Raw genomic sequence first — 24,956 nt, forward strand, 5'->3', positions numbered from 1 at the left:
CCTTTAGCCGCGATGGGCGGCACAGCCGCCCCAGCGGTCTCCCGGAACTGCCTAGATTTCTGAACAGGGTTCACGCTCGTGGTTAATGCTGTAACAAACAATCCTGCGCCGATTATCGGTCGGCTTGTCGTGGTGGGGCTTGGCCTGATCGGCGGCTCGTTCGCCAAGGGCCTGCGTGAAAGCGGCCTGTGCCGCGAAGTGGTCGGTGTCGATCTCGATGCCGGGTCGCGCAAGCAGGCTGTGGCGCTGGGTGTGGTCGATCGCTGCGAGGAAGACCTCGCCGCTGCCTGTGTCGGCGCTGATGTCATCCAGTTGGCAGTGCCGATCCTGGCCATGGAAAAGCTCCTGGCCCGCCTGGCCCAGCTCGACCTGGGGGGCGCGGTGATCACCGACGTGGGCAGTGCCAAGGGCAACGTGGTGCGTGCCGCACGCGAGTCCTTCGCCGAACGTCTGCCGCGTTTCGTGCCGGGGCACCCGATCGCCGGCTCCGAGCAAAGTGGCGTGGAGGCCTCCAATGCCACGTTGTTCCGCCGCCACAAGGTGATCCTCACGCCGTTGCCGGAAACCGATCCCCAGGCGCTGGCCCTGGTCGATCGCCTGTGGCGCGCGCTGGACGCCGATGTCGAGCATATGTCGGTCGAGCGCCACGACGAAGTGCTGGCCGCGACCAGTCACTTGCCGCACCTGCTGGCTTTCGGTCTTGTCGACTCGCTGGCCAAGCGCAATGAAAACCTGGAGATCTTCCGGTACGCTGCGGGGGGCTTCCGCGATTTCACGAGAATCGCCGGCAGCGACCCGATCATGTGGCACGACATCTTCCTCGCCAACCGCGAGGCGGTCCTGCGCACCCTCGATACATTTCGCAGCGACCTCGACGCCTTGCGCGACGCGGTCGATGCTGGGGACGGGCACCAGTTGCTGGGTGTATTCACCCGCGCCCGGGTTGCCCGCGAGCATTTCAGTAAAATCCTGGCCCGCCGGGCCTATGTGGACGCTATGAACGCCAACGACCTGATTTTCCTGGCCCAACCTGGTGGCCGCGTGTCCGGACGGATTCGCGTACCAGGCGACAAATCGATCTCGCATCGCTCGATCATGCTCGGCTCGCTGGCCGAAGGCACCACCGAGGTGGAAGGTTTCCTTGAGGGCGAGGACGCTTTGGCTACCTTGCAGGCCTTCCGCGACATGGGCGTGGTCATCGAAGGCCCGCACCATGGTCGCGTGACCATTCATGGTGTTGGCCTGCACGGCCTCAAGCCGCCACCCGGGCCGCTGTACGTCGGTAACTCCGGTACCTCGATGCGCCTGTTGTCCGGCCTGCTGGCGGCGCAGCCGTTCGACACCACCATGACTGGCGACGCCTCGCTGTCCAAGCGCCCGATGAATCGCGTAGCCAATCCGCTGCGTGAAATGGGCGCGGTGGTCGAGACCGGTCCTGAAGGCCGTCCGCCACTGACCATTCGTGGCGGCCACAAGCTCAAGGCGCTGAACTACACGCTCCCAATGGCCAGCGCCCAGGTCAAGTCCTGCCTGCTGCTGGCTGGCCTGTACGCCGAAGGTACCACTACCGTCACCGAGCCGGCGCCAACCCGTGACCACACCGAGCGCATGCTGCGAGGCTTCGGCTACGCGGTCGAGTCGAACGGTCCGGTGGCATCCCTGCAGTCCGGCGGCAAGCTCACCGCTACCCGTATCGAAGTGCCGGCGGATATTTCCTCTTCGGCGTTCTTCCTGGTGGCGGCGTCTATCGCCGAAGGTTCCGAACTGGTCCTCGAGCACGTCGGTATCAACCCGACCCGCACCGGCGTGATCGATATCCTGCGCCTGATGGGGGGCGACATCACCCTGGAAAACCAGCGTGAAGTCGGTGGCGAGCCGGTGGCTGACCTGCGCGTGCGCGGGGCGAAGCTCAAGGGCATCGAGATTCCTGAACACCTGGTGCCGCTGGCAATCGACGAGTTCCCAGTGCTGTTCGTCGCCGCCGCCTGCGCCGAGGGGCGCACCGTGCTGCGTGGTGCCGAGGAACTGCGGGTCAAGGAATCCGATCGCATCCAGGTGATGGCTGATGGTTTGATCACCCTGGGTGTGAAATGTGAGCCGACCCCGGACGGAATCATCATCGATGGAGGCCAGATCGGTGGCGGTGAGGTACACGGCCATGGCGACCACCGTATTGCCATGGCCTTCAGCGTTGCATCGCTGCGTGCCAGCGCGCCGATCGTCATCCATGACTGCGCCAACGTCGCCACCTCCTTCCCGAACTTCCTGGCGCTGTGCGCCGAAGTCGGTATCCGCGTCGCCGAAGAGGGCAAGTCGTGAGTTCGCAAGCACCGGTCATCACCATCGATGGGCCGAGCGGCTCGGGCAAGGGCACGGTAGCCGGCTTGCTGGCGCGTGAGCTGGGCTGGCGGCTGCTCGACTCCGGCGCCCTGTATCGGCTGCTTGCATTCAACGCCAGCAATCACGGTGTCGACCTGACCAACGAAGAACTGCTCAAGGCCCTGGCCGCACATCTGGATGTGCAGTTCATCGCTGCCGAGCCGGGCAAGCTGCAGCAGATCATTCTCGAGGGCGAGGATGTCAGCAATGTCATCCGCACAGAGACCGTCGGTGCGGGGGCTTCGATGGTCGCTTCGCTGCCGGCGGTGCGCGAGGCGCTGTTGCAGCGCCAGCGTGCCTTCCGCGAGGCGCCCGGCCTGATCGCCGATGGTCGCGACATGGGCACCGTAGTGTTCCCGGACGCGCCGTTGAAAGTCTTCCTCACCGCCAGCGCCGAGGAGCGTGCTCGCCGCCGCTACCTGCAGTTGAAGGGGAAGGGGGAAGATGTTAGTCTGTCAAGTCTGCTAGATGAGATCCGTGCGCGCGATGAGCGTGACACCCAGCGCGCAGTGGCCCCGCTTAAGCCGGCGGCCGATGCGATTCAACTGGATTCCACGGAGCTGTCCATCGAGCAGGTGCTGCAACGCATCAGAAGCGAGCTCGCGTTACGCGACCTCATCTGATGGAGAGGAGAGCAGGCAGGGGCACCAGTCAACGTCCTGCCGGCTTTTCTTTACTTAAACGAAACCCACATTGTCTGGAATGTGGCTATGGGCGTCTGTTTCGCCCGAATCTACAGGAATTAAAATGAGCGAAAGCTTTGCAGAACTCTTTGAAGAAAGCCTGAAAACCCTCAATCTTCAGCCGGGTGCCATCATCACCGGTATCGTTGTCGACATCGACGGCGACTGGGTTACCGTTCACGCTGGCCTGAAGTCCGAGGGCGTCATCCCGCTCGAGCAGTTCATCAACGAAGCTGGCGAGCTGACCATCAAGGTCGGTGACGAAGTTCACGTTGCGCTGGACGCGGTCGAAGACGGCTTTGGCGAAACCAAGCTGTCCCGTGAAAAAGCCAAGCGCGCCGAGTGCTGGATTGTTCTGGAAGCTGCTTTCGCTGCCGAAGAAGTGGTCAAGGGCGTTATCAACGGTAAGGTTAAGGGCGGCTTCACTGTCGACGTTAACGGCATCCGTGCGTTCCTGCCGGGCTCCCTGGTTGATGTCCGTCCAGTGCGCGACACCACCCACCTCGAAGGCAAAGAGCTGGAATTCAAGGTCATCAAGCTGGACCAGAAGCGCAACAACGTTGTCGTTTCCCGTCGCAGCGTCCTGGAAGCCGAAAACAGCGCCGAGCGCGAAGCTCTGCTGGAATCGCTGCAGGAAGGCCAGCAGGTCAAGGGTATCGTCAAGAACCTCACCGACTACGGTGCGTTCGTCGACCTGGGCGGCGTCGATGGTCTGCTGCACATCACCGACATGGCCTGGAAGCGTATCAAGCACCCGTCCGAGATCGTCAACGTTGGTGACGAGATCGACGTCAAGGTTCTGAAGTACGATCGTGAGCGCAACCGCGTTTCGCTGGGTCTGAAGCAACTGGGTGAAGACCCATGGGTTGCTATCAAGGCACGTTACCCAGAAAGCACTCGCGTCATGGCTCGCGTCACCAACCTGACCGACTACGGCTGCTTCGCTGAGCTGGAAGAAGGTGTTGAAGGCCTGGTGCACGTTTCCGAAATGGACTGGACCAACAAGAACATCCACCCGTCGAAAGTCGTTCAGGTTGGCGACGAAGTGGAAGTCATGGTTCTGGACATCGACGAAGAGCGTCGTCGTATCTCCCTGGGTATCAAGCAGTGCAAATCGAACCCATGGGAAGACTTCTCCGGCCAGTTCAACAAGGGTGACAAGATCACCGGTACCATCAAGTCGATCACCGACTTCGGTATCTTCATTGGCCTGGACGGCGGCATCGACGGTCTGGTTCACCTGTCGGACATCTCCTGGAACGAAGCCGGCGAAGAAGCCGTGCGTCGCTTCAAGAAGGGCGACGAGCTGGAAACCGTCATCCTGTCGGTTGACCCAGAGCGCGAGCGCATCTCCCTGGGTATCAAGCAACTGGAAGACGATCCGTTCTCCAACTTCGTTGCTCTGAACGACAAGGGCGCGATCGTCAAAGGTATCGTCAAGGAAGTTGACGCCAAAGGCGCCATCGTTACCCTGGGCGACGACATCGAAGCTACTCTGAAAGCTTCCGAAATCAGCCGTGATCGCGTTGAAGACGCTCGTAACGTGCTGAAGGAAGGCGAAGAGATCGAAGCCAAGATCATCAGCGTCGACCGCAAGTCCCGCGTCATCAGCCTGTCCATCAAGTCGAAGGACGACGCTGAAGAGCGTGAAGCCATCCAGAGCCTGAAAAACGCTCCGGAAGCGGCTGCTGATACCACCATGGCTGCGCTGCTGCGCGAAGCAATGGCCAAGCAGAACTGAGTTCTGTTTGATCGGTAAAAAGGGCGACCCTCGGGTCGCCCTTTTTTTTTGGCTTGCTGGGCTCGATGCTCCCTTGTTTCGAGGCAACTCTTGCCTCGAGAGGGGAGGGAGTCGCTCTTTAGGGCTGTTGCCTTGTTCTGGTGGTTGTCATGTGTTTGTGTCGAAGAGCTCTCGGGCCAGGCGGAAGTATTCCTTCGGGCTTGTAGTCCTCTTCTTGAATTTTTTTGTTAAGTCAAGAACCGCCCTGTTCAAATCCGCTGGAGCGTGCTACAAACTGATTAAGCAATGATCTAGCTGCTTGATAACGAAGGGAAAAATATGACGAAGTCGGAGCTGATCGATCGAATTGTCACCCATCAGGGGTTGCTCTCGTCCAAGGACGTGGAGTTGGCCATCAAGACCATGCTTGAGCAGATGTCGCAGTGCCTGGCGACTGGGGATCGTATCGAGATCCGCGGTTTTGGCAGCTTCTCTTTGCACTACCGAGCGCCGCGGGTAGGGCGCAATCCAAAGACCGGTCAGTCTGTCAGCCTTGAAGGCAAGTACGTGCCGCATTTCAAGCCGGGTAAAGAGTTGCGTGACCGAGTCAATGAAGAAGAGCATGAGTCGCTCTGAGCGATGAAGGATCAGTCTGATGCGTAACCTCAAGCGCGCCTTGGTGGCATTGTTCATGTTGCTGCTGGCGGCAGCAGTGCTGTTTTTTGTCTTGGAAAATCAGCAGGCGGTTTCGCTGGTCATGTTTGGGTGGTCGGCTCCGGCAATGCCGGTTGCGCTGTTAGTGCTGGCGGCGTTGCTCGTCGGCTTGGCGGTGGGGCCCTTGCTGGGTGCTTATGGCCTGATGCGTGGCAGGCGTAAAGCCCGCGCCATTGGTCGGCGTGTCGAACTCCCCGAGAGTTGATAAGTTTTCTTGCATTGGCTCCGGAGCTTCTCCCAATCGCAGTCCGCGCGCTTCTAGTGTTCGCGGCTGAAGGGTCTGGTGCGAGGAATGTCTTGTGGTTTCCCGACCTGGCGATGTCTATTCGGTTGCGGGCACCTGTCATCATTGCTGTCTTCTCCTGTCTGATTGGCGCGCTTCATCGGGCGCGTGGGTCTCGTTGCTCTCTTTGGCGCTGGTGAGGCGGGGTGTCTGCGTTTTTTACCTGCGCGGAAATCGCGCCGTGGTCAGGGTGTTGAGGTGTTTTCCGCGTGGGCTGATCGGCAGCAGGGTTGCACAATATGTGCTGGCGAGTAGATTTGGCAGGTATGCGGCAATAAAGGTGTGAGTTGAATGTCACATCTGTGCAATACGCTTCTGGTGGGCTTTGAGCCGTTGATCGTGGAGGGGGAACTAAGCGGTCATGATGTTCTCTAACGTCGCTTGACGCCTGGCTATGGAGTTCAAGCCTGAGATCGTAGCAAGCCAGCTATGCTCAAGGTTGGTGTGGAAGTAGTTTGGATGGAGCCAGTTGAGTGTGAGCAAACAGACTGACCCAAGGAAAAATAGAATAAATGCGCAATGAACCTGAGCGCCTGAGTGGTGATGAGATCGACCTTTATGAAATTTTCGAAAGGTTGTGGAAGCAGAAGTTACTAATTGTTGCGACAACGGTGGTTTTCGCGGGGGCGGCGTTGGCCTATGCGTTGTTGGCGACACCGATTTACGAGGCCAAGATAATCGTGCAGCCGCCAACCCAGAATGACATTGCCCAGCTAAATTATGGGCGAGGCGGAAGTTCTGGCTTGAGCATGCTTTCGGTCAAGGATGTGTACGATGTTTATCTGCGCAACTTGCAGTCAGAGTCATTGCGTCGGGAGTTTTTCCAGACGGTGTTTCTGCCTGACCTGCCAGAGGTTGAGCGCCGTGGTTCGCAGGATGACCTGTATGGCCGTTTTCAGTCTTCGCTGACTTTGGGTCTGGTTTCCAAGGACAGCCCGGGGCGCTACTACGTCAAGGTGGACTTACCGGACCCTCGGCGTGCTGCTGATTGGGTCGTCAAGTATGTCGAATTGGCTGGGCGGCGCGGTAAGGACGAGGTCGTGCAGGACATAAGGTCTGACGCCATGGTAAAGGCGAACAATCTCGAGCAGGAAATTACAGCGGCTCGCGAAAGTGCGCGCAAGCAACGTGAAGACCAGATCATCCAGTTGACGGAGGCGTTGCGGGTTGCGCAGTCGATTGGTCTGGAGAGGCCGCCAATCATCTCGAATAGCTTGTCCGGGGAGGTGTCGGCGGGCATGGATGGTTCGCTGATGTATATGCGTGGGACCAGGGCGCTTGAGGCTGAAATAGAAAACTTGCGCAAACGTACTTCGGATGACCCCTTCGTACGTAATTTGCGTCAGCGTCAAGAGGCTGTGGCGTTTTATCGAAATTTGCAGGTTAATGTTGGAAGTGTGCAGACCTATCGGCAAGATGGGGCTATCGAGTCCCCGGACAGACCTGTAAAACCCAGGAAGTTGGTTATTCTTTCCATGGGGGTGGTTGTTGGTGCTGCGCTTGGGGTGTTGCTTGCGCTCCTTCGTGGTTTTGCGCCGGGGGTTGGCCGGGGGCGGCGGTACTGAGTTTTCGAATCGGGCCCTGTGCGGTAGATCGCTGTGCAGGGCTTTCGGGTGTCTCCGTTCCCTTGGTGCAGGTCGCCTTACGGTATCATGTTTTCCTGGCCCGTCCTGGCGCGCAGCGGTGGAAGATGCCGGTACATTTTTTGGCATGCCGAGCACTCCTCATGTCGTGTATCAATGCTGTAGCCGGAGTCGGCGGCGATGTTTGAAGCGGGCTTTTCAGCGGTGTGCGTGGCGCGCGTGGATGTTTCGAGTGCGTTCCCTCCTGATTTTTGTTTTTTAAAAGCGGGTGCGGTATGGCATCATGCTCGCCGATTTCCTTCCTCTGCTGTCGGGGCTGGTGGTCGAGAGTGACTGGTTGATGTGGCTGTTAGTTGTTGTGCAGGGTGTTTGCTGATTGCCGAAGTTTCGTTTCGGAAGTGTTGCGGTTTTGTAATTATTTTTTAGAAGTTGTTGTCTGTAAGTGTCTGGGTTTTTGAAGCGCGGAAGAGGTGATTTATTCATTGCCTGTGTTTGGCTTCGATAATGATGGATGCAGTGCGGAGTCAAATATGAAGCTGCTGTATGTTGTCGTGTCCATGGAACTTGGCGGTGCCGAACAGCATCTGTTGCGAGTTTCGACCGCCTTGCGCAATAAGGGTTATCGACCTGAGGTGTTTGCGATCAGGCCGGATGGCCCGTTGACTCAATCTTTTGTTGAAGGTGGTGTGCCCGTCCATGGTGTGCGCTTGCCGCATTGGGTCTCTCGCTTGGTTCGAAGCAAGCGAATGCTCTCTGCGCTGGGCTTGCTCTGCTCTGTGCCGGCGCTTTGCTGCCTGTATTGGCGGATGCGTCCCCAGGTCACTCATTTCTTTTTGCCAGCGGCTTATCTGGTGGGGGGGATAACATCACTATTTGCCCCGGCAATGAAAAGGGGCATGAGTCGGCGTAGCTTGAACTTGTATCAATCCAAACATGGCTGGTCGCGTCGTCTCGAGCAATGGTTGCACTCGAAGATGAACTTCGTGAGTGGAAACTCTCAAGCGGTTGTGCAAGACCTTCTTGATGAGGGTGTGCGCCAAGATCAGATTCGGTTGATTTATAACGGTGTTAGCTTTGATCGTTTCGATAGCGCCCGTTCTCGTCCTCAGGTGCGGGAGCTGTTGGGTATTTCGGATGAGACTCTCGTCTTCGCGATTGTTGCGAATCTGATCCCTTACAAAGGACATGCAGATTTGATAGAGGCGTTTGGCCGTGTTCGTGGTCAGATGCCTGCTCCTTGGGTGTGTCTGTTTATTGGTCGTGATGACGGTATTGGTCGATCACTTCAAGAGCAGGCTGATGTGTTGGGTATCGGCGATAATATTAGCTTTCTCGGATCTCGATCGGATGTGCCGGATCTGCTCTGTGCCGCGGACATTGGAGTTCTGTGCTCCCATGAGGAAGGGTTCTCGAATGCGATCCTGGAGGCCATGGCGGCGCAATTGCCAATGGTTGTAACCAGGGTGGGGGGGAATGCCGAGGTTGTACTGGATGGCGAGACCGGCAAAGTGGTCGCTCCTCACGCGCCGGATGAACTTGCACAGGCATTGCTGGCGGTGGCGCTGGACCCTAGTCGGCGGGCAATGGGGGTGGCAGGCCGCCATCGAGTGGAAACCCTGTTTTCGATGAGCGCCTGTCTGCAGGCCTATGAAGATCTGTACCGCGGCAGTGACCATCACGCCGTTTAATCTCCAATTACTAACGCGATCAATCTCATGTGTGGAATAGCTGGGCAACTGAAACTGACAGGGCAGTCGACTGAGGCGTCGCTGTTCAATGAATGCATGCGGATGGCTGATGCCATTGTTCATCGCGGGCCCGATGACCATGGGGTCTGGGTGGAGCAAGGGGCAGGAATTGCGCTGGCGCATAGGCGGCTGGCGATCGTCGACCTGTCACCTGCCGGGCATCAGCCGATGCCTTCGGCGTCCGCTCGCTACGTCATGGTTTTCAACGGCGAAATCTACAACCATCTGGACCTGCGTCGGCAATTGGAAAGCGCTGGCATGGCACCGGCATGGCGAGGTCACTCCGATACTGAAACGTTGCTTGCGGCATTTGAGGCCTGGGGTATCGAGCAGGCGCTGCAGCAGAGTATTGGCATGTTCGCCATCGCTGTCTGGGATGTATTGCGCAAGACATTGGTGCTGGCCAGGGACCGGCTGGGTGAGAAGCCTTTGTACTACGGTTGGCAGGGGCAAGGAGCTGACGCTGTCTTCATGTTTGGCTCGGAGCTCAAGGCGCTGCGGGCGCACCCAGCCTTCAATGCATCAATTGATCGCCAGGCCCTAGCGTTGTATATGCGGCACAACTATGTGCCTGCGCCTCACTCGATCTATGAAGGCATCAGGAAACTTCAGCCGGGTTGCATCCTGACCCTTTCGGCCGGGCAGCGCGAACCGGAGATCAAGGCGTACTGGTCGGCGTTGGCCAAAGTCCTGGAGGGCACTGAAAGCCGACGTCGAGTCCATGATCCGCACGAAGCGGTGGATCAGCTGGAGTCGTTGCTCAAGTCTGCGGTCGCACAGCAAATGATGGCTGATGTGCCCTTGGGGGCGTTCTTGTCTGGTGGGGTCGACTCTTCGACAATTGTTGCGCTGATGCAGGCGCAGTCGAGCAGGCCGGTGAAGACCTTCACCATTGGCTTCCATGAAAAAGGTTACAACGAAGCTGAGCACGCGAAAGCAGTGGCTCGGCATCTGGGTACTGATCATACCGAACTGTACATCACGCCCGAGCAGGCAATGGCGGTGATTCCGTCGTTGCCTGGAATCTACGACGAGCCGTTCTCCGATTCGTCGCAAATCCCAACGTTTCTGGTCTCGCAACTGGCCCGTCAGCATGTGACGGTCTCGTTGTCAGGTGATGCGGGTGACGAGCTGTTCAGCGGTTATACGCGATACAACATGACCGCCAGTGCGTGGGGCAAACTCTCACGGATTCCCTTGCCGTTGCGTAAGGCCATGGCAGCATCGATTCGTTCGCTTTCGCCTGGTGCCTGGGATGCCTTGCTGGCGTGGCTGCCGGGTTCCAGGGCCCGACTCGGCGACAAGTTGCACAAAGGGGCTGGGGTGCTGACGTCTACTTCCGTGGGCAGCCTTTACCATGGCCTGGTGTCCCACTGGATGGATCCTGCAAAGGTGGTGATCGGTGGTATGGAGCCACAGACGCTGCTGACGGGGCTCATGCCTGACCTACAGGGCCTCGACCCGGTAGAGCGGATGATGGTTCTGGATCTTCTCACCTATTTGCCAGACGACATCCTGACGAAAGTCGATCGTGCGTCCATGGCGGTAACACTCGAGTCCCGGGTACCGATGCTCGATCATCGGGTTGTGGAGTTTGCCTGGCAACTGCCGCAATCGCTCAAGCAGCGTGATGGGGTGGGCAAATGGGCCTTGAGGCAGGTGCTTTACCGGCATGTGCCGCAGTCATTGATTGATCGTCCGAAGATGGGCTTTGGTATACCTATCGACGCCTGGTTGCGTGGGCCGTTGCGTGATTGGGCTGAAGCTTTGCTTGATGAAAGCCGGTTGCGGCAGGAAGGTTACCTGCATCCTGAGTTGATTCGTCAGAAGTGGCGTGAACATCAGAGTGGGGTGCGCAATTGGGCTTACCACCTGTGGGATGTGCTCATGTTCCAGGCTTGGCTGGAGGAGAGCAGGTAAGTGGTGGGGGCTGAGGCTTCGCTGACGTTACGTCAGAGGTAGTGAATTGCAAATGCACGAGCGCCGCCAGGGCGCTCGTTTTGTTTCTGGGCAGTGAGGGCCGCACGCGGAGTTTCTGTTGGCCGGTTGTGCTCGACTTGGCTTAAATTGCCGTGGGGCGCTAGTGGATTTGGCTGCTTGGGCGCTGCCGGGCAGTCCGGTAAGAAGATGTGCGCGCCGCTTCTGGCGAGTTGCTCAAAATGGTGGTTCACCGCCTGATTTACTGTCAGAATGCCACATTCGTCCGTAGGGACAGGGAAGTTCTGCCTAGCCATCATCAGGTTCAGTTGCTGGTTTCGTAAGCGGTCTCTGTCTCTGGGCTCGTCCACTTGATTGGCAGGCTAGAGTGTGAGTGGTATTACAAGCATCCCCCCTACTGCGACCCACCCTGAGATTGATCTTTTCTCGCTTCTACAGGCCCTCTGGCGCAAAAAATTGCAGATTGCTGCAGTCTCCGCTGTGTGTGGCGTGGCTGCGGCAGCCTATTCATTGAGCGTGACGCCCCAGTATGAAGTGGGGACGGTGTTGTTGCCTGCTGCGCTGAAGGACCTGGATGCACTTAACCGATCACAGGTCTACTCATTGCCGCCCTCTGAGGCGCTCCGGCGTGTGGGTGCTTCGTTGGGCTCCTACAAGACGCGTCTGGAGTATTTTCGTGGCAATGAGCAACTTCAAAAGGCCTTCGTGACGAATGGGCGCTCTGAGGAGCAAGGCTTCGAAGAGTTCAATCGTCGAGCGTTGAAGTTGGAGCAGGCCGACCCGAAAAAAGTTGAGGCGCAAGCCGCGTTTATCGACCTTGAAATGAGTTACCCAAAGGGTATCGATGGGCAGGATGTGTTGAACGGTCTTGTTCAGTTCACGCTGGAGAGGGAGCGTCAACAGATTTCCCAGGAATTCAGGGTTATTGTCGACAACCGCCTCAGTGAAGTAGACGCAAAAATTGCGGTTGCCCGTGTCGACTATGATGCGGAAAAGGAAAGCCGTCTTGCCGAGCTTCGGGAGGCCGATTCGTTGCGGCGTGCCCAGCTCAACGACGAGCTGCGTGCCTTGCGCGTGCAACTGAAGGTCATGCGCGAGGATCGTATCGCTCAGCTGAGCGAGGCCATTGAAATCGCACGCACGCTCGGGTTGTCCAGGCCGACGTCACCTTCTTCCCTGGCGCAGCAGGGAGATGAGAAGGGCGGAAATGTGATTCGTACTGAAATCAACAATCAGCAAATACCTCTTTACTTCATGGGCACTGAGGCATTGGAGGCGGAACGTCAAACGCTGCGCAAGCGTTCTTCCGATGATTTCACTGAGCCTCGGATCGCGCAGATTCGCAAGGATCTGCTGTTGCTCGAGCAGAATCGTACTGTCCAGCAGTTGCAGCAGCGCCAAAATGATGAAGTGTTCGTCAAGGGTGTCGAAAAGCTACGTGCCGAGCGGATACGTTTGTCAAATATCAGTACCGATTTGAGTGAGTTGCGGCTGGTCAATATCGATCGCCCAGCCGTAGCACCTTCCGCACCTATCTACCCGCGAAAGTCGCTGTTCGTTGTGTTGGGCCTGGTAGTGGGGGGCTTTGTGGCGAGTCTTCTGGTGTTGATGCGGCATGCATTCAAGTCGCTGCGCCGGGAGCAACTGCGCGCCATTAATTTGCCGCTATCCAGGGTGGTTGAAACCGAGGTCCCTGCGGCATTGCCTTCACGGTCTCAATGAGTGCGTGGCATTTCATGTCACAAGGAATTCTACGTGAATGATAATTGTTTGCGTTTGATTCCTTGGGCGGTGTCTGCCGACTCTTCCCGCTAGGGAAGCTCGTGTGGCTGAGGTAGAATGCGCCCAGGCGTGGCCGAGATATCGTTGAATCAAGGCGAAGTGCTATTACTTCAGGGGCGCTCATACGGCAACGGCTCAAGGCCGACACCTGTGAAGACTTCAAGGGATGTCCTCGTCGGATTATTTATCAACAATGAGGTCACGGTTGGGCCTCGTTACTAAATTTTGGATAACACATGCTTTCATTGAATGATACCAAGCTTGCTGTGATTGGCCTTGGCTATGTGGGTCTGCCGCTTGCCGTTGAGTTTGGTAAGCAGCGCGAGGTTATTGGGTTTGATATCAATCAGGCGCGTATCGATGCTTTGAACGAAGGGCACGATGCCACGTTGGAAGTCAGTGATGAGGAGTTATCGCTAGCTCGCGGTTTGCGCTACAGCGCCAATGTGGAAGATCTACGCAATTGCAATGTATTCATTGTCACTGTTCCCACGCCGATTGATGAGTACAAGCAGCCCGACCTCACGCCGCTGGTGAAAGCCTCTGAAACCATTGGCAAGGTGCTGAAGCGCGGCGATATCGTCATCTATGAGTCCACTGTTTATCCTGGGGCGACCGAGGAAGACTGCGTGCCAGTACTCGAGAAGTTCTCCGGCCTGGTTTTCAACAAGGATTTCTTCGCAGGTTACAGCCCTGAGCGAATCAACCCGGGCGATAAAGAGCACCGTGTCACCACCATCAAGAAAGTCACCTCCGGCTCCACGCCTGAAGTCGCTGACCTGGTGGATGCGCTTTACCGTGAAATCATCGTCGCCGGGACGCACAAGGCCAGCAGCATCAAGGTGGCTGAGGCGGCGAAGGTGATCGAGAACACCCAGCGCGACCTGAACATTGCTTTGATCAATGAATTGGCGCTGATCTTCAACAAGATGGGGATCGATACGGAGGCCGTGTTGCAAGCGGCCGGCACCAAGTGGAACTTCCTGCCGTTCCGGCCAGGCCTGGTGGGCGGTCACTGTATTGGTGTCGACCCGTATTACCTGACCCACAAGGCGCAGAGCATCGGTTATCACCCAGAGATTATCCTCGCCGGTCGCCGACTCAACGACAGCATGGGCGCCTATGTCGTTTCCCAGTTGGTCAAGGCGATGGTCAAGCGCCGTATCCATGTTGACGGTGCCCGTGTACTGATCATGGGCCTGACGTTCAAGGAAAACTGCCCCGACCTGCGCAACACCAAAGTGGTGGATATCGTCAAGGAACTGCAGGAGTACAACATTCAGGTGGACGTTCACGACCCATGGGTGAGCGTCGAGGAAGCACAACATGAGTACGGCATCACACCGGTCCAGCAGCCTGTTCAGGGTGCTTATGACGGTGTGATCCTGGCAGTCGCCCACCAGCAGTTCAAGGATCTCGGCATCGAGAGCATTCGCACCCTGGGCAAGGCTGAGCATGTACTGTATGACCTCAAGTACTTGCTGCCGGCAGAGCAATCGGACCTGCGCCTGTAACTCATCTGGAGGTGCCTTGCACCTCCTGTGTTTTCTTTTTGGGTGAAATTTCATGACTGCTTACCAAGACCTTGTCGAAGCACTTCCTCGTGCTCCGCGGACCTGGCTGATCACGGGAGTGGCCGGTTTCATTGGCTCCAACCTGCTGGAGACCCTGCTCAAACTCGGCCAGCGAGTCATCGGGCTGGACAACTTCGCCACTGGGCATCAGTGCAACCTGGATGAGGTTCAGGGCCTGGTCTCGCCAGCGCAGTGGTCGGCCTTCGAGTTCATCGAGGGCGATATTCGCAATCTCGAGGATTGCCACAAGGCCTGTGCAGGTGTTGACTATGTGTTGCACCAGGCTGCCTTGGGCTCGGTGCCTCGTTCGATCAATGATCCGATCACCACCAATGGCACCAACATCGATGGTTTCCTGAACATGCTGGTTGCCGCACGCGATGCGGGCGTCAAGAGTTTCACCTATGCCGCCAGCAGCTCGACCTATGGTGACCACCCTGGCTTGCCAAAAGTCGAGGAAACCATCGGCAAGCCGCTTTCCCCCTACGCAGTGACCAAGTACGTGAACGAGCTGTATGCGGAAGTGTTTGCGCGTACGTATGGCTTCACTACTATCGGCTTGCGTTACTTCAATGTGTTCGGCAAGCGCCAGGACCCTAATGGTGCCTACGCCGCGGTGATCCCCAAGTGGACCGCAGCGATGATCAACGGCGAAGATGTGTTCATCAACGGTGATGGCCAGACCAGTCGCGACTTCTGCTACATCGAGAACACGGTGCAGGCGAACCTGCTGGCTGCGACTACGCAGAACGCTGAAGCACGTAATCAAGTCTACAACGTCGCGGTCAGCGGCCGTACCAACTTGAACCAGCTGTTCGCTGCCTTGCGCCAGACGCTGGGCGACAACGGTGTCAGCTATGTTCAGAACCCGGTATATCGGGACTTCCGAGCGGGTGATGTGCGCCATTCCCAGGCCGATATCGGAAAAGCTCGCAGGCTGCTTGGGTATGAGCCTCAGTTCGATATTGCCGGTGGCATCGCTCAGGCCATGCCATGGTATGTTCGCTTTCTGAAGTAACGACCATTACCTGGAGGGGGCTGCCGGCGGGCTAGGCTCCCTTGTTTCATTTTGGCCCTGTGTGGGGCTGATAGTTCGAATATGGATTAGTCCAAGCGCATGAAAATTCTCGTCACTGGCGGAGCAGGTTTCATTGGATCGGCAGTGATCCGCCATATCCTGGCGAACACCGCCGATAGCGTGATCAATGTCGACAAGCTGACTTATGCGGGTAACCTCGAGTCTTTGGCTGAAGTAGCAGGTAGCGACCGGTATTGCTTCGAGCAGGTCGACATCTGCGACCGCGCGGCTGTGGATCGGGTGCTGCGGACCCATCGGCCGGATGCCATCATGCACCTGGCCGCCGAGTCACATGTGGATCGCTCCATCGATGGCCCGGCAGCATTCATAGAAACCAATATCGTGGGCACCTACACGCTTCTGGAGGCTACCCGTCAGTATTGGCTGGCGTTGGACGAGGCGGGCAAGGTGACCTTCCGGTTTCATCACATCTCCACCGATGAGGTATATGGTGACCTCGAGGGCCCCACGGATCTCTTCACCGAAGAGACGCCCTATGCGCCGAGTTCGCCGTACTCCGCCAGCAAGGCCAGTTCGGATCACCTGGTCAGGGCCTGGAGCCGTACCTATGGCTTGCCAGTACTGATCACCAATTGCTCGAACAACTATGGGCCCTACCATTTCCCGGAGAAGCTCATCCCGCTGATGATCCTCAATGCACTCGAGGGCAAGCCGTTGCCAGTGTATGGCAAAGGTGACCAGGTGCGGGATTGGCTGTATGTGGAAGATCATGCTCGTGCCCTGTACACCGTGCTGAGCCGTGGCGAAGTGGGTCAGACCTATAACATTGGCGGCCATAACGAACGACGCAATATCGAAGTGGTTCATGCATTGTGTGCATTGCTCGACGACTTGCGCCCGGTGGCGCAGAACCCGGCGGTTGCACATTTGTCGAGCTATCGCGAACTGGTCACCCATGTACAGGATCGGCCAGGCCATGATCTTCGTTACGCTATCGATGCGAGCAAGATCCAGCAGGCCTTGGGTTGGACGCCAGAAGAGACGTTCGAGAGCGGGATCCGCAAGACTGTACAGTGGTACCTGGACAATTTGCAGTGGTGCCGACGGGTCCAGGATGGCAGCTATCAGCGGGAGCGCCTTGGCGCCTTCGCCAACGGAGAAGCGCTCGTATGAAAGGTATCGTTCTTGCCGGAGGTTCCGGCACGCGCCTGTACCCCATTACCAAGGGTGTTTCCAAGCAACTGCTGCCCATCTACGACAAGCCGATGATCTACTATCCGCTGTCGGTCCTGATGTTGGCCGGCATCCGGGATATCCTCCTGATCAGCACGCCCGAGGATATCGGCGGTTATCAGCGTCTGCTGGGGGATGGAAGCGACTTTGGCATCAACCTGAGCTATGCCTTGCAGCCCAGCCCGGATGGGCTGGCTCAAGCCTTCATCATTGGCGAGGCGTTCATTGGCCAGGATTCGGTCTGCCTCGTCCTGGGCGATAACATCTTCTACGGGCAGGGCTTTACCCCGATGCTGCGTCAAGCAGCACAACGTACGTCAGGCGCAACGGTATTTGGCTACCAAGTGAAGGACCCGGAACGCTTCGGTGTCGTTGAGTTCGATGAACAGAAACGCGTGGTATCAATTGAAGAGAAACCCGCCAAGCCCAGGTCTCGCTTCGCGGTCACGGGGCTGTACTTCTACGATAACGATGTCATCGAGATTGCCAAGGCTGTCCAACCGTCACCTCGAGGCGAGCTGGAGATTACCTGCATCAACAACGCCTATCTCGAGCGGGGCTCGTTGGATGTAGAGCTCATGGGGCGTGGTTTTGCCTGGCTTGACACCGGTACACATGAAAGCCTGCTGGAAGCCGGGCACTTCGTGGAAACCATCGAGAAACGCCAAGGTTACAAAGTGGCCTGCCTCGAGGAAATTGCCTTCAACAACGGATGGCTGGAGGAGGATGACCTTCGCCGTATTGGCAATTCGCTGAAAAAGAACAGCTATGGCCAATATTTGTTGTCGCTAGTCGAGGAACTGTCATGAGCGAAAAACCCGTATTTGTTACCCAGCCATTCCTGCCGCCACTGGAAGAGTTCATCCCTTACCTGCAGCAGATCTGGGACAACAAGATCCTGACCAACGGCGGGCCGATGCACCAGCAGCTGGAGCAGGCCCTCTGCGACTATCTTGGGGTCGAGCACGTCGCATTGTTCAACAATGGCACGATTGCCTTGCTCACCGCCTTGCAAGCGCTGCGGGTCACGGGCGAAGTCATCACGACACCCTACTCGTTCGTAGCCACTGCGCATTCGCTATTGTGGAATGGCATCAAGCCGGTCTTTGTAGATATCGACCCTGTCACATTGAACCTCGATCCGGAAAAAATCGAGGCGGCCATCACCCCGCAGACCACGGCTATCATGCCGGTTCACTGCTATGGCAACCCATGTGATGTCGAGGCGATCCAACGGATTGCCGAAAACTACAACTTGCGCGTGATTTACGATGCCGCACATGCCTTTGGGGTTAAAGATGCGGGCGGTAGTGTGCTGCGCCATGGCGATCTGAGCGTGTTGAGCTTCCACGCGACGAAGGTCTTCAATACCTTCGAAGGCGGGGCGATCATCTGCCCGGATGCCAGGACCAAGAAGCATATCGACCGACTGAAAAACTTTGGTTTCGTCGATGAATTGACCGTTGTCGCCCCTGGTATCAACGGCAAGATGAGCGAAGTGAATGCCGCATTCGGCCTGCTTCAGTTGCAGCACATGGATCATGCAATGGAGCGTCGCCAGGCGATTGCTCAAGCTTATTGCGCTGGCTTGAAGAACGTGAAGGGAATCCGGGTGGTGGGTGATGCGGGGCAGGCCGTATCCAATAACTCCTACTTCCCGATCCTGATAGAGCACGATTATCCGTTGGGGCGTGATGAGCTCTATGAAAAACTGAAGCTCAGTAATATTTTTGCCCGCCGCTATTTCTACCCGTTGATCAGCGATTTCCCCATGTATCGCGGGATGAAGTCTGCGCAGCAGGAGAACCTGCCGGTGGCAAGGAAGGTGTCGGATAAAGTCCTGTGCCTGCCGATTTATACTGCGATGGAAGACAGCGCCGTCCAGGAAATCATTTCCATACTGAAGGCCGTGTGATCGTGAAGTTGGCAATCATGCAACCCTACCTGTTTCCCTATGCTGGGTATTTCAACCTCGTTGCGCAGGTGGACAAGTTTGTATTCTATGATGATGTTAACTTCATCAAGGGCGGCTGGATCAATCGGAATCGATTGCTACTTTCCGGTGATGTGCGGTATTTCACCGTGCCCCTGTCGGGAGCCAGCCCAAACTTGAAGATCAACCAGGTAAAAGTTCAACCGAAAGCTGCGTGGGAGCGCAAGCTTCTAGAGAGCATTCGGCAGTCCTACGCCAAGGCACCCAATTTCTCTGCGTGTTTCGATCTCATCAAGGATGTTCTTGATGGCGACGCCGAAAGCATCGCCGCATTGGCCCGACGCAGTATTATAAAGAGCGCTGAGCGCCTCGGATACGACGTGGCGTTTGTCGAAACGTCGGCGATTTATGGCAACGCGGAGCTTTCTGCCGCGGATCGAGTCATCGACATCTGCGTAAAGGAACAGGCCTCGCAGTACGTAAACTTGCCAGGAGGCAAGGACCTTTATAGTTGCGATGCATTTGCGAAGCGTGGTGTAGCGCTCCACTTCAGTCGCCCGGCGCTTGCAGCCTATACACAATTTCGGGCGCCCTTCGAAGCGGGCCTTTCGATTGTGGACATGATGATGTTCAACGATTTCGAAACCTGTGCCGCGCTGATAGCCCAAGAGCGTAATGCATGAGCGCGGCCATTGGTGGATATTTCGGCCTGGCAATGCCAGCGGCGAGCACGCAGCGTTATGCCGAGGCGCAGTATTTTCAATCCGCGCGGGCTTGCTTTTACGCCCTGCTTCAGAAGGGAAGGCCTAAGCGGGTCTGGTTACCCTTCTACAACTGTGACGCCATGCTGGGGCCCTTGGAAGCGTTAGGTATCGAGTACGCTTTCTACTCCATCAATGATGACTTCTCCGTTGCAGAGAGTGTTGAACTTGCCAGCGGTGAGTGGTTGGTCTACGTCAACTATTTTGGTCTTTGTGACCTCCAGCAAGCTGACGTCCTGCAGCGTTTCAACCCGCAACAGGTCATTTTTGACCATGCGCAAGCTTACTTCTCCCCGGCCAAGGAGTGCTTGGCAACCCTCTACTCGCCTCGAAAATTCTTTGGCGTGCCGGATGGCGGTTTGCTGATATCAAGGCTGAAGGTCGAGCAGACGCCTGCGGATGAGGAGGCCTCCCATAGACGCATGGCCCATCTTCTCAGGCGTTTTGCTGATTCGGCTGAGGCAGGATATGCCGATTATCAGGTGGCGGAGGAGAGCTTGGAGGTGTTTGACGCCAGTGAAATGTCACTGTTGTCACGTCGTCTTCTCGCCTGTGCGGATAGCGACGAGGTCATGGCGTCACGAAATCAGAATTTCAGGATGCTGCATGAAGCGTTGGCAGAACACAATGCACTTGCATTTGACCTGTCTGCGCTGCGAGGGCCGTTGTGCTACCCATTCCTGAACAAGGAAAATGAAACTGTTCGCCAGCGCATGCTGAGTAAAAAGGTGTACAGCGCCCGATACTGGAATGAGTGCCAAGCCCGCTGTGCAGAAGGGTCGAGGGAGTTGGCCCTCAGCCGGCTCTTGCTGCCACTCCCCTGTGATCAGCGCTATAGAGCAGAGCAGATGCAATACATGATCGCCAATGTAAAGAAGGGGTTGAGCGGTGACTGAATTCTACCTACGAGAGCTTGGGCGGCAGGACGTCTCGACGATCAATGAATGGCGCAATGATCGCGAGGTCATCGACTACCTCGGTAGCCCTTTCCGTTTTGTTGGGGAAGAAGTAGATGGTAACTGGCTGAACGGATACCTGGCGAATCGAAATAATGCCGTCAGACTGGCGATCTGTGAAAAAAACAGCGGTCGACTGGTTGGTGCCGTGTACTTGTTATCAATCGACTGGTTGTCGAAAAGTTGTGAGTTTGCGATCTGGATCGGAGAAAACAGCTATCAGGGGCGTGGCGTTGGGTCTTTTGCCACTCAAGAAGCCTTGCGTCATGCTTTTCATGACCTGAATTTGAATCGAGTCTACCTGACCGTGCTGGAAGATAACGATCGCGCAATCGGCCTGTATCGCAAGGTCGGTTTCTCGGTTGAGGGTACCCTGCGTCAAGCGGTATTCAAGAATGGTGTGTACCGCAATATGGTGCAGATGTCGATATTGGCAGAGGAATACCGCAGCGTAAACGGGCTGGAAACGTAACGTGTCATTGAAAAAGAACATCATTGCCAACTACGTCAGTCAGATTTATGTTGCGCTAATCGGTATAGTCATTTTGCCTCTTTATATGAAATCGATGGGGGCGGAAGCTTACGGCCTGATCGGCTTCTTTACCATGCTGCAATCCTGGTTCATGTTGTTGGACCTTGGGTTGACGCCCACCGTCGGACGGGAGACGGCCAGGTTCAAGGCTGGTAGTATGTCGGCCATTGCTTACAGGCGCCTGGTTCGGGCATTGAATAGTATCTTCCTGATTATTGCAGTCGTCGGTGGCGTAGGGCTACTGGTTTGCTCTGACACCATTTCGACTCATTGGCTTAAAGCCGAAACGTTAACGCATGATGTGGTGGTTGGGGCGGTCCAGATTATGGCGGTTTGTATTGCGCTGCGTTGGATGGGCGGGTTGTACCGAGGGGTCATTACCGGCAGTGAAAGATTGGTGTGGCTGAGTGGGTTCAACGCGGTAATCGCCTCGTTGCGCTTCATTGCGGTTTTTTTCTCGATGCACCTCTACGGGTATACGGTGATCGTATTCTTCGTTCATCAACTTGTCGTTGCGGTTATCGAGTTTGGCGGCTTGCTATTGATGGCGAGGTCATTGTTGCCCACGCTCGAAAAAGGTGAGCAACCGATCGGATGGTCGTTTGGCTCAGTCAGGCCGCTTCTCAAGTTTGCGTTGAGCATTGCTTTCACCTCATCGGTTTGGGTGCTGGTCACTCAGTCCGATAAGATGATCCTGTCGGGTGTCCTGCCGCTGGCTGAATATGGGTATTTCACGTTGGCCGTATTGGTGGCGAGCGGGATCATGGTGCTCAGCGGCCCTGTGAGCAGTGCGATTCTTCCACGTATGGCCAGGCTGCATGCGGAAAAGAAAAGTGACGAAATGATTCGCCTGTATCGAATCACCACCCGTTTCATCGCGACTTTCATTGGTTCAGTCACCATTGTGCTGGCATTCTGCGCGAGACCTCTTCTTATCATCTGGACTGGGGACGAGGCGCTTGCCGCCACCACCGCGCCCGTGCTGAGCTTGTACGCTTGGGGTAATGGGTTCTTGGCGTTGGCGGCGTTTCCTTACTATCTACAGTATGCAAGAGGTGACTTGAAGTATCATCTGGTGGGCAGCCTGGCCACCGTTTGTATTCTGGTGCCGGCAATGGTCATTGCCGCCTCGAAGTTTGGTGCCGTGGGTGCCGGATGGGCGTGGCTGCTAACCAATGGTTCATTCCTGTTGATATGGGTGACCTATGTGCATTACAAACTTGAACCAGGGTTGCAGTGGCGGTGGTTGCTGTTCGACTGTTTTAAAGTGGTTTTACCGGCAGTGTTGGTCGTTTGGGGGGGGGTACAGGTCATCGATTTCTCCTCTGACAGGTTGGCGGCACTGGCTCAGGTGATTGCGGTTGGCTTATTAGCGTTGGCTGTTTCTTGCAGTTTATCAGTGCGTTCTATTTTAGTTGCCTTCAAAGGGGCGCGAGGTTGAGATGGTCGGTCAGGTGAAAGTGTCTATTTGTATCGTGACGTACAATCAGGAGCAATACATAGCGGAGTGCCTGCAAAGTGTCGTCGATCAAGTGGCTGACTTTTCATTTGAGGTGGTTGTCAGTGATGACGCTTCATCAGATCGGACGCCAGAGATAATCAGAGATTTTTCGCTTAAGTATCCAGGGTTGTTCAAGGTGTTTTTGCACGAGAAGAACCTGGGGGCGGGCGATAATTTTGTGTTCGCACACCAGCAAGCCCGGGGTGAGTATATTGCTCATCTTGATGGTGATGATTACTGCTTGCCTGGAAAGTTGCAGGCGCAAGCGGATTACCTGGATCAAAATCCTCGTTGTAATATTGTGTGGCACAAGATGCTGGTGGAATTACCTGATGGTAGTCTCCTTGGGCACTCACAGGTGCCTGATTCCATGAGGGGGGCGGCTGGATATGTCTACGATATGGAGTTTGATCGAGGGGCAATTATTCAGTTTATTGCTGTGGGTGCCAACAGCTCGAAGATGTATCGGAAAAACGTGCGAGAGTACGAGGTAGCTGACTTCGATACGCTTGATTACTTTGCCAATGTCGAGCAGGTGGGTGACGGCGTTGGCTGTTTTGCCTGTGACAGCCCGCTGGGGGTTTATCGTGCGGGTGTTGGAGTGTCCTCTGGGAGCAGCAAGACGCGCTTGCTGCTATGCAAGACCTTCCTGTACTTCGCAAGCAAATATCCTCAGTACAGGTCGCAGGTCAACACCGCGGCATTGACCTACCTGTTGGTAGACTTGAAAAACTGCAGAGGCACGTGGTGGGATTTCTTCAAGGTTTACCTGAGAACGTTTCATCCGCTTTCCGTGGTCAGGTTTTATCGTGGCATGAATGTCATCAGGCAGTTGAGGCTAGGCAAATGATTTTACTTGCGAACATTCGTCAGGATCTTCAGCGTTACACGAACGGTGGTGGTGTGTTGCGTTCGCTCAAGATAGTGCTCGCCAGCCATGCGTTTCACCTGGTGTTTTTCTATCGACTGGGTGTCTGGCTTTCGGCAATACCGCTGGTAGGGGGGGGGGTGCGAATTCTGTTCGAATATCTTATTCGGGTGGTCTATGCGAGTGATATCTCGCTGCGCGCGCAGATCGGGCCGGGGCTGGTGATCATGCATGGGCATGACATTGTCATTGGCAGTTCTGTGGTCATTGGAAGGAACTGCAAAATACTCAACGGTGTGACGTTTGGAAACAAGGACACCGAAGCCTTGGATAATCAGCAACCCTGCCTGGGTGATAATGTGGTTGTGGGCACCGGTGCGAAGATTCTAGGGGGGGTAAAAATTGGCAGTCGCGTAAAAATTGGCGCCAACAGTGTAGTGACCAAAGATATACCTGATGGTGCGACGGCTGCCGGTGTGCCTGCGCGCGTTATTTCAGTAAATAATTAAATCAAGAAGTGATTCGCACGAGGCCTGTCAAGTGCTAGTTTCACCATTTACCCTCCTGTTGGTTCTCTATTTTGTTGCCAATTTTATCTCGTTGGTTTTCGGGATCTATGATGGTGGGATGCTGCTGGAGGGGACATTTTTTGAGTTGGGTGCAGAGTCCCTGGTCTGGGCGTTTTTACTCCAGCAGCTATTTGTATTCTTGCTGTGGGTCCTGTATCGGCTGCACATCCGGCGCTGTTCACGTGCGCCGCTGCTGTTGGGTGGCAATTACGGCCTGTTTCTTCTGGCCGTCCAATTGTTTTTCATGGCATACAATCAGATTGCCGGAATCAATGTGGCGGGGGTCGAGTCCCATGGGAGCGGCGCGCTTAACTACCTGTTTGTCGTTGTTCCACCGGATGTGTTGTTTGTTCTGATTGGCGTCGGATTGCGTTCGAGTCGTTGGTTCTGGTTGAACTGCCTGGTTTTCCTTGCGTCCATGTTCTTGCGTGGTTGGATGGGGGGGATCTTCGTCGTTGTGGTGCTGATCATGTGCAGAAGCTACCCCATTCATATTTCCATGAGGAGTTTCTTCCGCGGTATGGCCGGCCTAGGATTCGTGGCGCTGCTCCTGCCAGTCGTTATTGAAGCGAAATGGGCAATGCGAACGGGCGTGAGTATATCGGCCTTCATGGAGGGGCTCGCGGCGTTGAGCCTGGAGGGCTATGGGGAGGCGGTACGTTATGTCATGAACCGTTTGCAACACGTAGGGCATGTTGCCTTGATCATGGAACATGCAAGCACGCTGCATGATTTCTATGTGAGCGGCGCCTTCATTCCCTACTGGGCGGACGGCCTCCCTCAAATGACCGTCTACAAGGTGCTGGGCTACGATTATCTGCGTGTCAATACGTTCCTCGTCAACGAAATATTTGGCTATCCGGACGCCTACTGGAACACCAACCCCGGCCTGGCGGGTTGGGCTGCCCTGCTTCAGGAACGAGCGGTCATGCTGTTTATCTACGTTGTGGTGCTGTTGACTTTCGTCTATGCGGTACTCGGCAGGTATGGCGGTTCTCGCTATGTGTTGCTGATTGGCTGTTTTTCTCTTGTTTACCTTTACCATGGTTGGGTGGGCGCGTTTTTCAACTTATGCCTTTACGGCGTTTTCTTGATGGTTTTCGCGCGTCTGCGTTTGTTGCCGCGCTACAGCGTTCGGGCAGGGTCTGCTCAATGAGGGT

General features: G+C 56.1%; 21 protein-coding genes. All 21 read left to right on the forward strand.

Features of this window, described 5'->3' with window-relative positions; translation table 11 throughout:
• The first annotated feature begins 111 nt into the window (after positions 1 to 111).
• The 21 genes from IM733_RS00900 to wzy all read left to right on the forward strand — a co-directional run bounded on the left by IM733_RS00900 (position 112) and on the right by wzy (position 24,952).
• Positions 112 to 2,319 carry a bifunctional prephenate dehydrogenase/3-phosphoshikimate 1-carboxyvinyltransferase gene (locus tag IM733_RS00900; protein WP_248921105.1) on the forward strand — a complete coding sequence of 736 codons (2,208 nt, stop codon included), beginning with the start codon at positions 112 to 114 and terminating at the stop codon, positions 2,317 to 2,319.
• Positions 2,316 to 3,002: a (d)CMP kinase gene (cmk, locus tag IM733_RS00905; RefSeq protein WP_011532775.1), complete on the forward strand. Its 687-nt coding sequence runs from the start codon at positions 2,316 to 2,318 to the stop codon at positions 3,000 to 3,002. Before IM733_RS00900 ends, cmk begins: the two co-directional genes overlap by 4 nt.
• A gap of 124 nt (positions 3,003 to 3,126) precedes the next feature.
• Complete coding sequence (gene rpsA, locus IM733_RS00910; RefSeq protein ID WP_011532776.1) at positions 3,127 to 4,803, forward strand: 30S ribosomal protein S1; 1,677 nt, start codon at positions 3,127 to 3,129, stop codon at positions 4,801 to 4,803.
• Positions 4,804 to 5,121: 318 nt separating this feature from the next.
• The gene (ihfB, locus tag IM733_RS00915) at positions 5,122 to 5,418 is read left to right on the forward strand and encodes an integration host factor subunit beta (protein ID WP_248919143.1); all 297 of its coding nucleotides are present in this window, start codon (positions 5,122 to 5,124) and stop codon (positions 5,416 to 5,418) included.
• A 19-nt stretch (positions 5,419 to 5,437) separates the two neighbouring features.
• On the forward strand, positions 5,438 to 5,701 hold the full coding sequence (locus IM733_RS00920) for a lipopolysaccharide assembly protein LapA domain-containing protein (RefSeq protein WP_248919144.1): 264 nt from the start codon (positions 5,438 to 5,440) through the stop codon (positions 5,699 to 5,701).
• Between the two features lie 590 nt (positions 5,702 to 6,291).
• Entirely contained in the window at positions 6,292 to 7,344 is a 1,053-nt protein-coding gene (locus tag IM733_RS00925) for an LPS O-antigen chain length determinant protein WzzB (RefSeq protein ID WP_248919145.1), read from the forward strand.
• Between the two features lie 548 nt (positions 7,345 to 7,892).
• Positions 7,893 to 9,050 carry a glycosyltransferase gene (locus tag IM733_RS00930; protein ID WP_248919146.1) on the forward strand — a complete coding sequence of 386 codons (1,158 nt, stop codon included), beginning with the start codon at positions 7,893 to 7,895 and terminating at the stop codon, positions 9,048 to 9,050.
• Between the two features lie 27 nt (positions 9,051 to 9,077).
• On the forward strand, positions 9,078 to 11,030 hold the full coding sequence (gene asnB / locus IM733_RS00935) for an asparagine synthase (glutamine-hydrolyzing) (protein ID WP_248919147.1): 1,953 nt from the start codon (positions 9,078 to 9,080) through the stop codon (positions 11,028 to 11,030).
• Between the two features lie 387 nt (positions 11,031 to 11,417).
• Positions 11,418 to 12,770 (forward strand): Wzz/FepE/Etk N-terminal domain-containing protein, encoded by a 1,353-nt coding sequence (locus IM733_RS00940; RefSeq protein ID WP_248919148.1) that lies wholly within the window; start codon positions 11,418 to 11,420, stop codon positions 12,768 to 12,770.
• A gap of 296 nt (positions 12,771 to 13,066) precedes the next feature.
• Positions 13,067 to 14,344: a Vi polysaccharide biosynthesis UDP-N-acetylglucosamine C-6 dehydrogenase TviB gene (gene tviB / locus IM733_RS00945; protein ID WP_248919149.1), complete on the forward strand. Its 1,278-nt coding sequence runs from the start codon at positions 13,067 to 13,069 to the stop codon at positions 14,342 to 14,344.
• Positions 14,345 to 14,396: 52 nt separating this feature from the next.
• Positions 14,397 to 15,422: an NAD-dependent epimerase/dehydratase family protein gene (locus tag IM733_RS00950; protein ID WP_248919150.1), complete on the forward strand. Its 1,026-nt coding sequence runs from the start codon at positions 14,397 to 14,399 to the stop codon at positions 15,420 to 15,422.
• Between the two features lie 99 nt (positions 15,423 to 15,521).
• Positions 15,522 to 16,616, forward strand: coding sequence for a dTDP-glucose 4,6-dehydratase (gene rfbB / locus IM733_RS00955; RefSeq protein ID WP_248919151.1), 1,095 nt, complete (start codon positions 15,522 to 15,524; stop codon positions 16,614 to 16,616).
• Positions 16,613 to 17,485 (forward strand): glucose-1-phosphate thymidylyltransferase RfbA, encoded by an 873-nt coding sequence (gene rfbA, locus IM733_RS00960; protein ID WP_248919152.1) that lies wholly within the window; start codon positions 16,613 to 16,615, stop codon positions 17,483 to 17,485. Before rfbB ends, rfbA begins: the two co-directional genes overlap by 4 nt.
• Complete coding sequence (locus tag IM733_RS00965; protein ID WP_248919153.1) at positions 17,482 to 18,591, forward strand: DegT/DnrJ/EryC1/StrS family aminotransferase; 1,110 nt, start codon at positions 17,482 to 17,484, stop codon at positions 18,589 to 18,591. Before rfbA ends, IM733_RS00965 begins: the two co-directional genes overlap by 4 nt.
• A 17-nt stretch (positions 18,592 to 18,608) precedes the next feature.
• Positions 18,609 to 19,292: a WbqC family protein gene (locus IM733_RS00970; RefSeq protein ID WP_248919154.1), complete on the forward strand. Its 684-nt coding sequence runs from the start codon at positions 18,609 to 18,611 to the stop codon at positions 19,290 to 19,292.
• The gene (locus tag IM733_RS00975) at positions 19,289 to 20,266 is read left to right on the forward strand and encodes a hypothetical protein (protein WP_248919155.1); all 978 of its coding nucleotides are present in this window, start codon (positions 19,289 to 19,291) and stop codon (positions 20,264 to 20,266) included. Before IM733_RS00970 ends, IM733_RS00975 begins: the two co-directional genes overlap by 4 nt.
• Positions 20,259 to 20,798 (forward strand): GNAT family N-acetyltransferase, encoded by a 540-nt coding sequence (locus tag IM733_RS00980; protein WP_248919156.1) that lies wholly within the window; start codon positions 20,259 to 20,261, stop codon positions 20,796 to 20,798. The genes IM733_RS00975 and IM733_RS00980 overlap by 8 nt, the downstream gene beginning before the upstream one ends.
• A gap of 1 nt (position 20,799) precedes the next feature.
• Positions 20,800 to 22,299 (forward strand): oligosaccharide flippase family protein, encoded by a 1,500-nt coding sequence (locus tag IM733_RS00985; RefSeq protein WP_248919157.1) that lies wholly within the window; start codon positions 20,800 to 20,802, stop codon positions 22,297 to 22,299.
• Between the two features lies 1 nt (position 22,300).
• On the forward strand, positions 22,301 to 23,209 hold the full coding sequence (locus IM733_RS00990; RefSeq protein WP_248919158.1) for a glycosyltransferase family 2 protein: 909 nt from the start codon (positions 22,301 to 22,303) through the stop codon (positions 23,207 to 23,209).
• Positions 23,206 to 23,736 (forward strand): serine O-acetyltransferase, encoded by a 531-nt coding sequence (locus IM733_RS00995; protein WP_248919159.1) that lies wholly within the window; start codon positions 23,206 to 23,208, stop codon positions 23,734 to 23,736. The genes IM733_RS00990 and IM733_RS00995 overlap by 4 nt, the downstream gene beginning before the upstream one ends.
• Before the next feature lie 31 nt (positions 23,737 to 23,767).
• Positions 23,768 to 24,952 carry an oligosaccharide repeat unit polymerase gene (wzy, locus tag IM733_RS01000; RefSeq protein ID WP_248919160.1) on the forward strand — a complete coding sequence of 395 codons (1,185 nt, stop codon included), beginning with the start codon at positions 23,768 to 23,770 and terminating at the stop codon, positions 24,950 to 24,952.
• Positions 24,953 to 24,956: the final 4 nt, after the last annotated feature.

Source organism: Pseudomonas entomophila (genome assembly GCF_023277925.1).
GTDB classification, from domain to species: Bacteria; Pseudomonadota; Gammaproteobacteria; order Pseudomonadales; family Pseudomonadaceae; genus Aquipseudomonas; species Aquipseudomonas entomophila_D.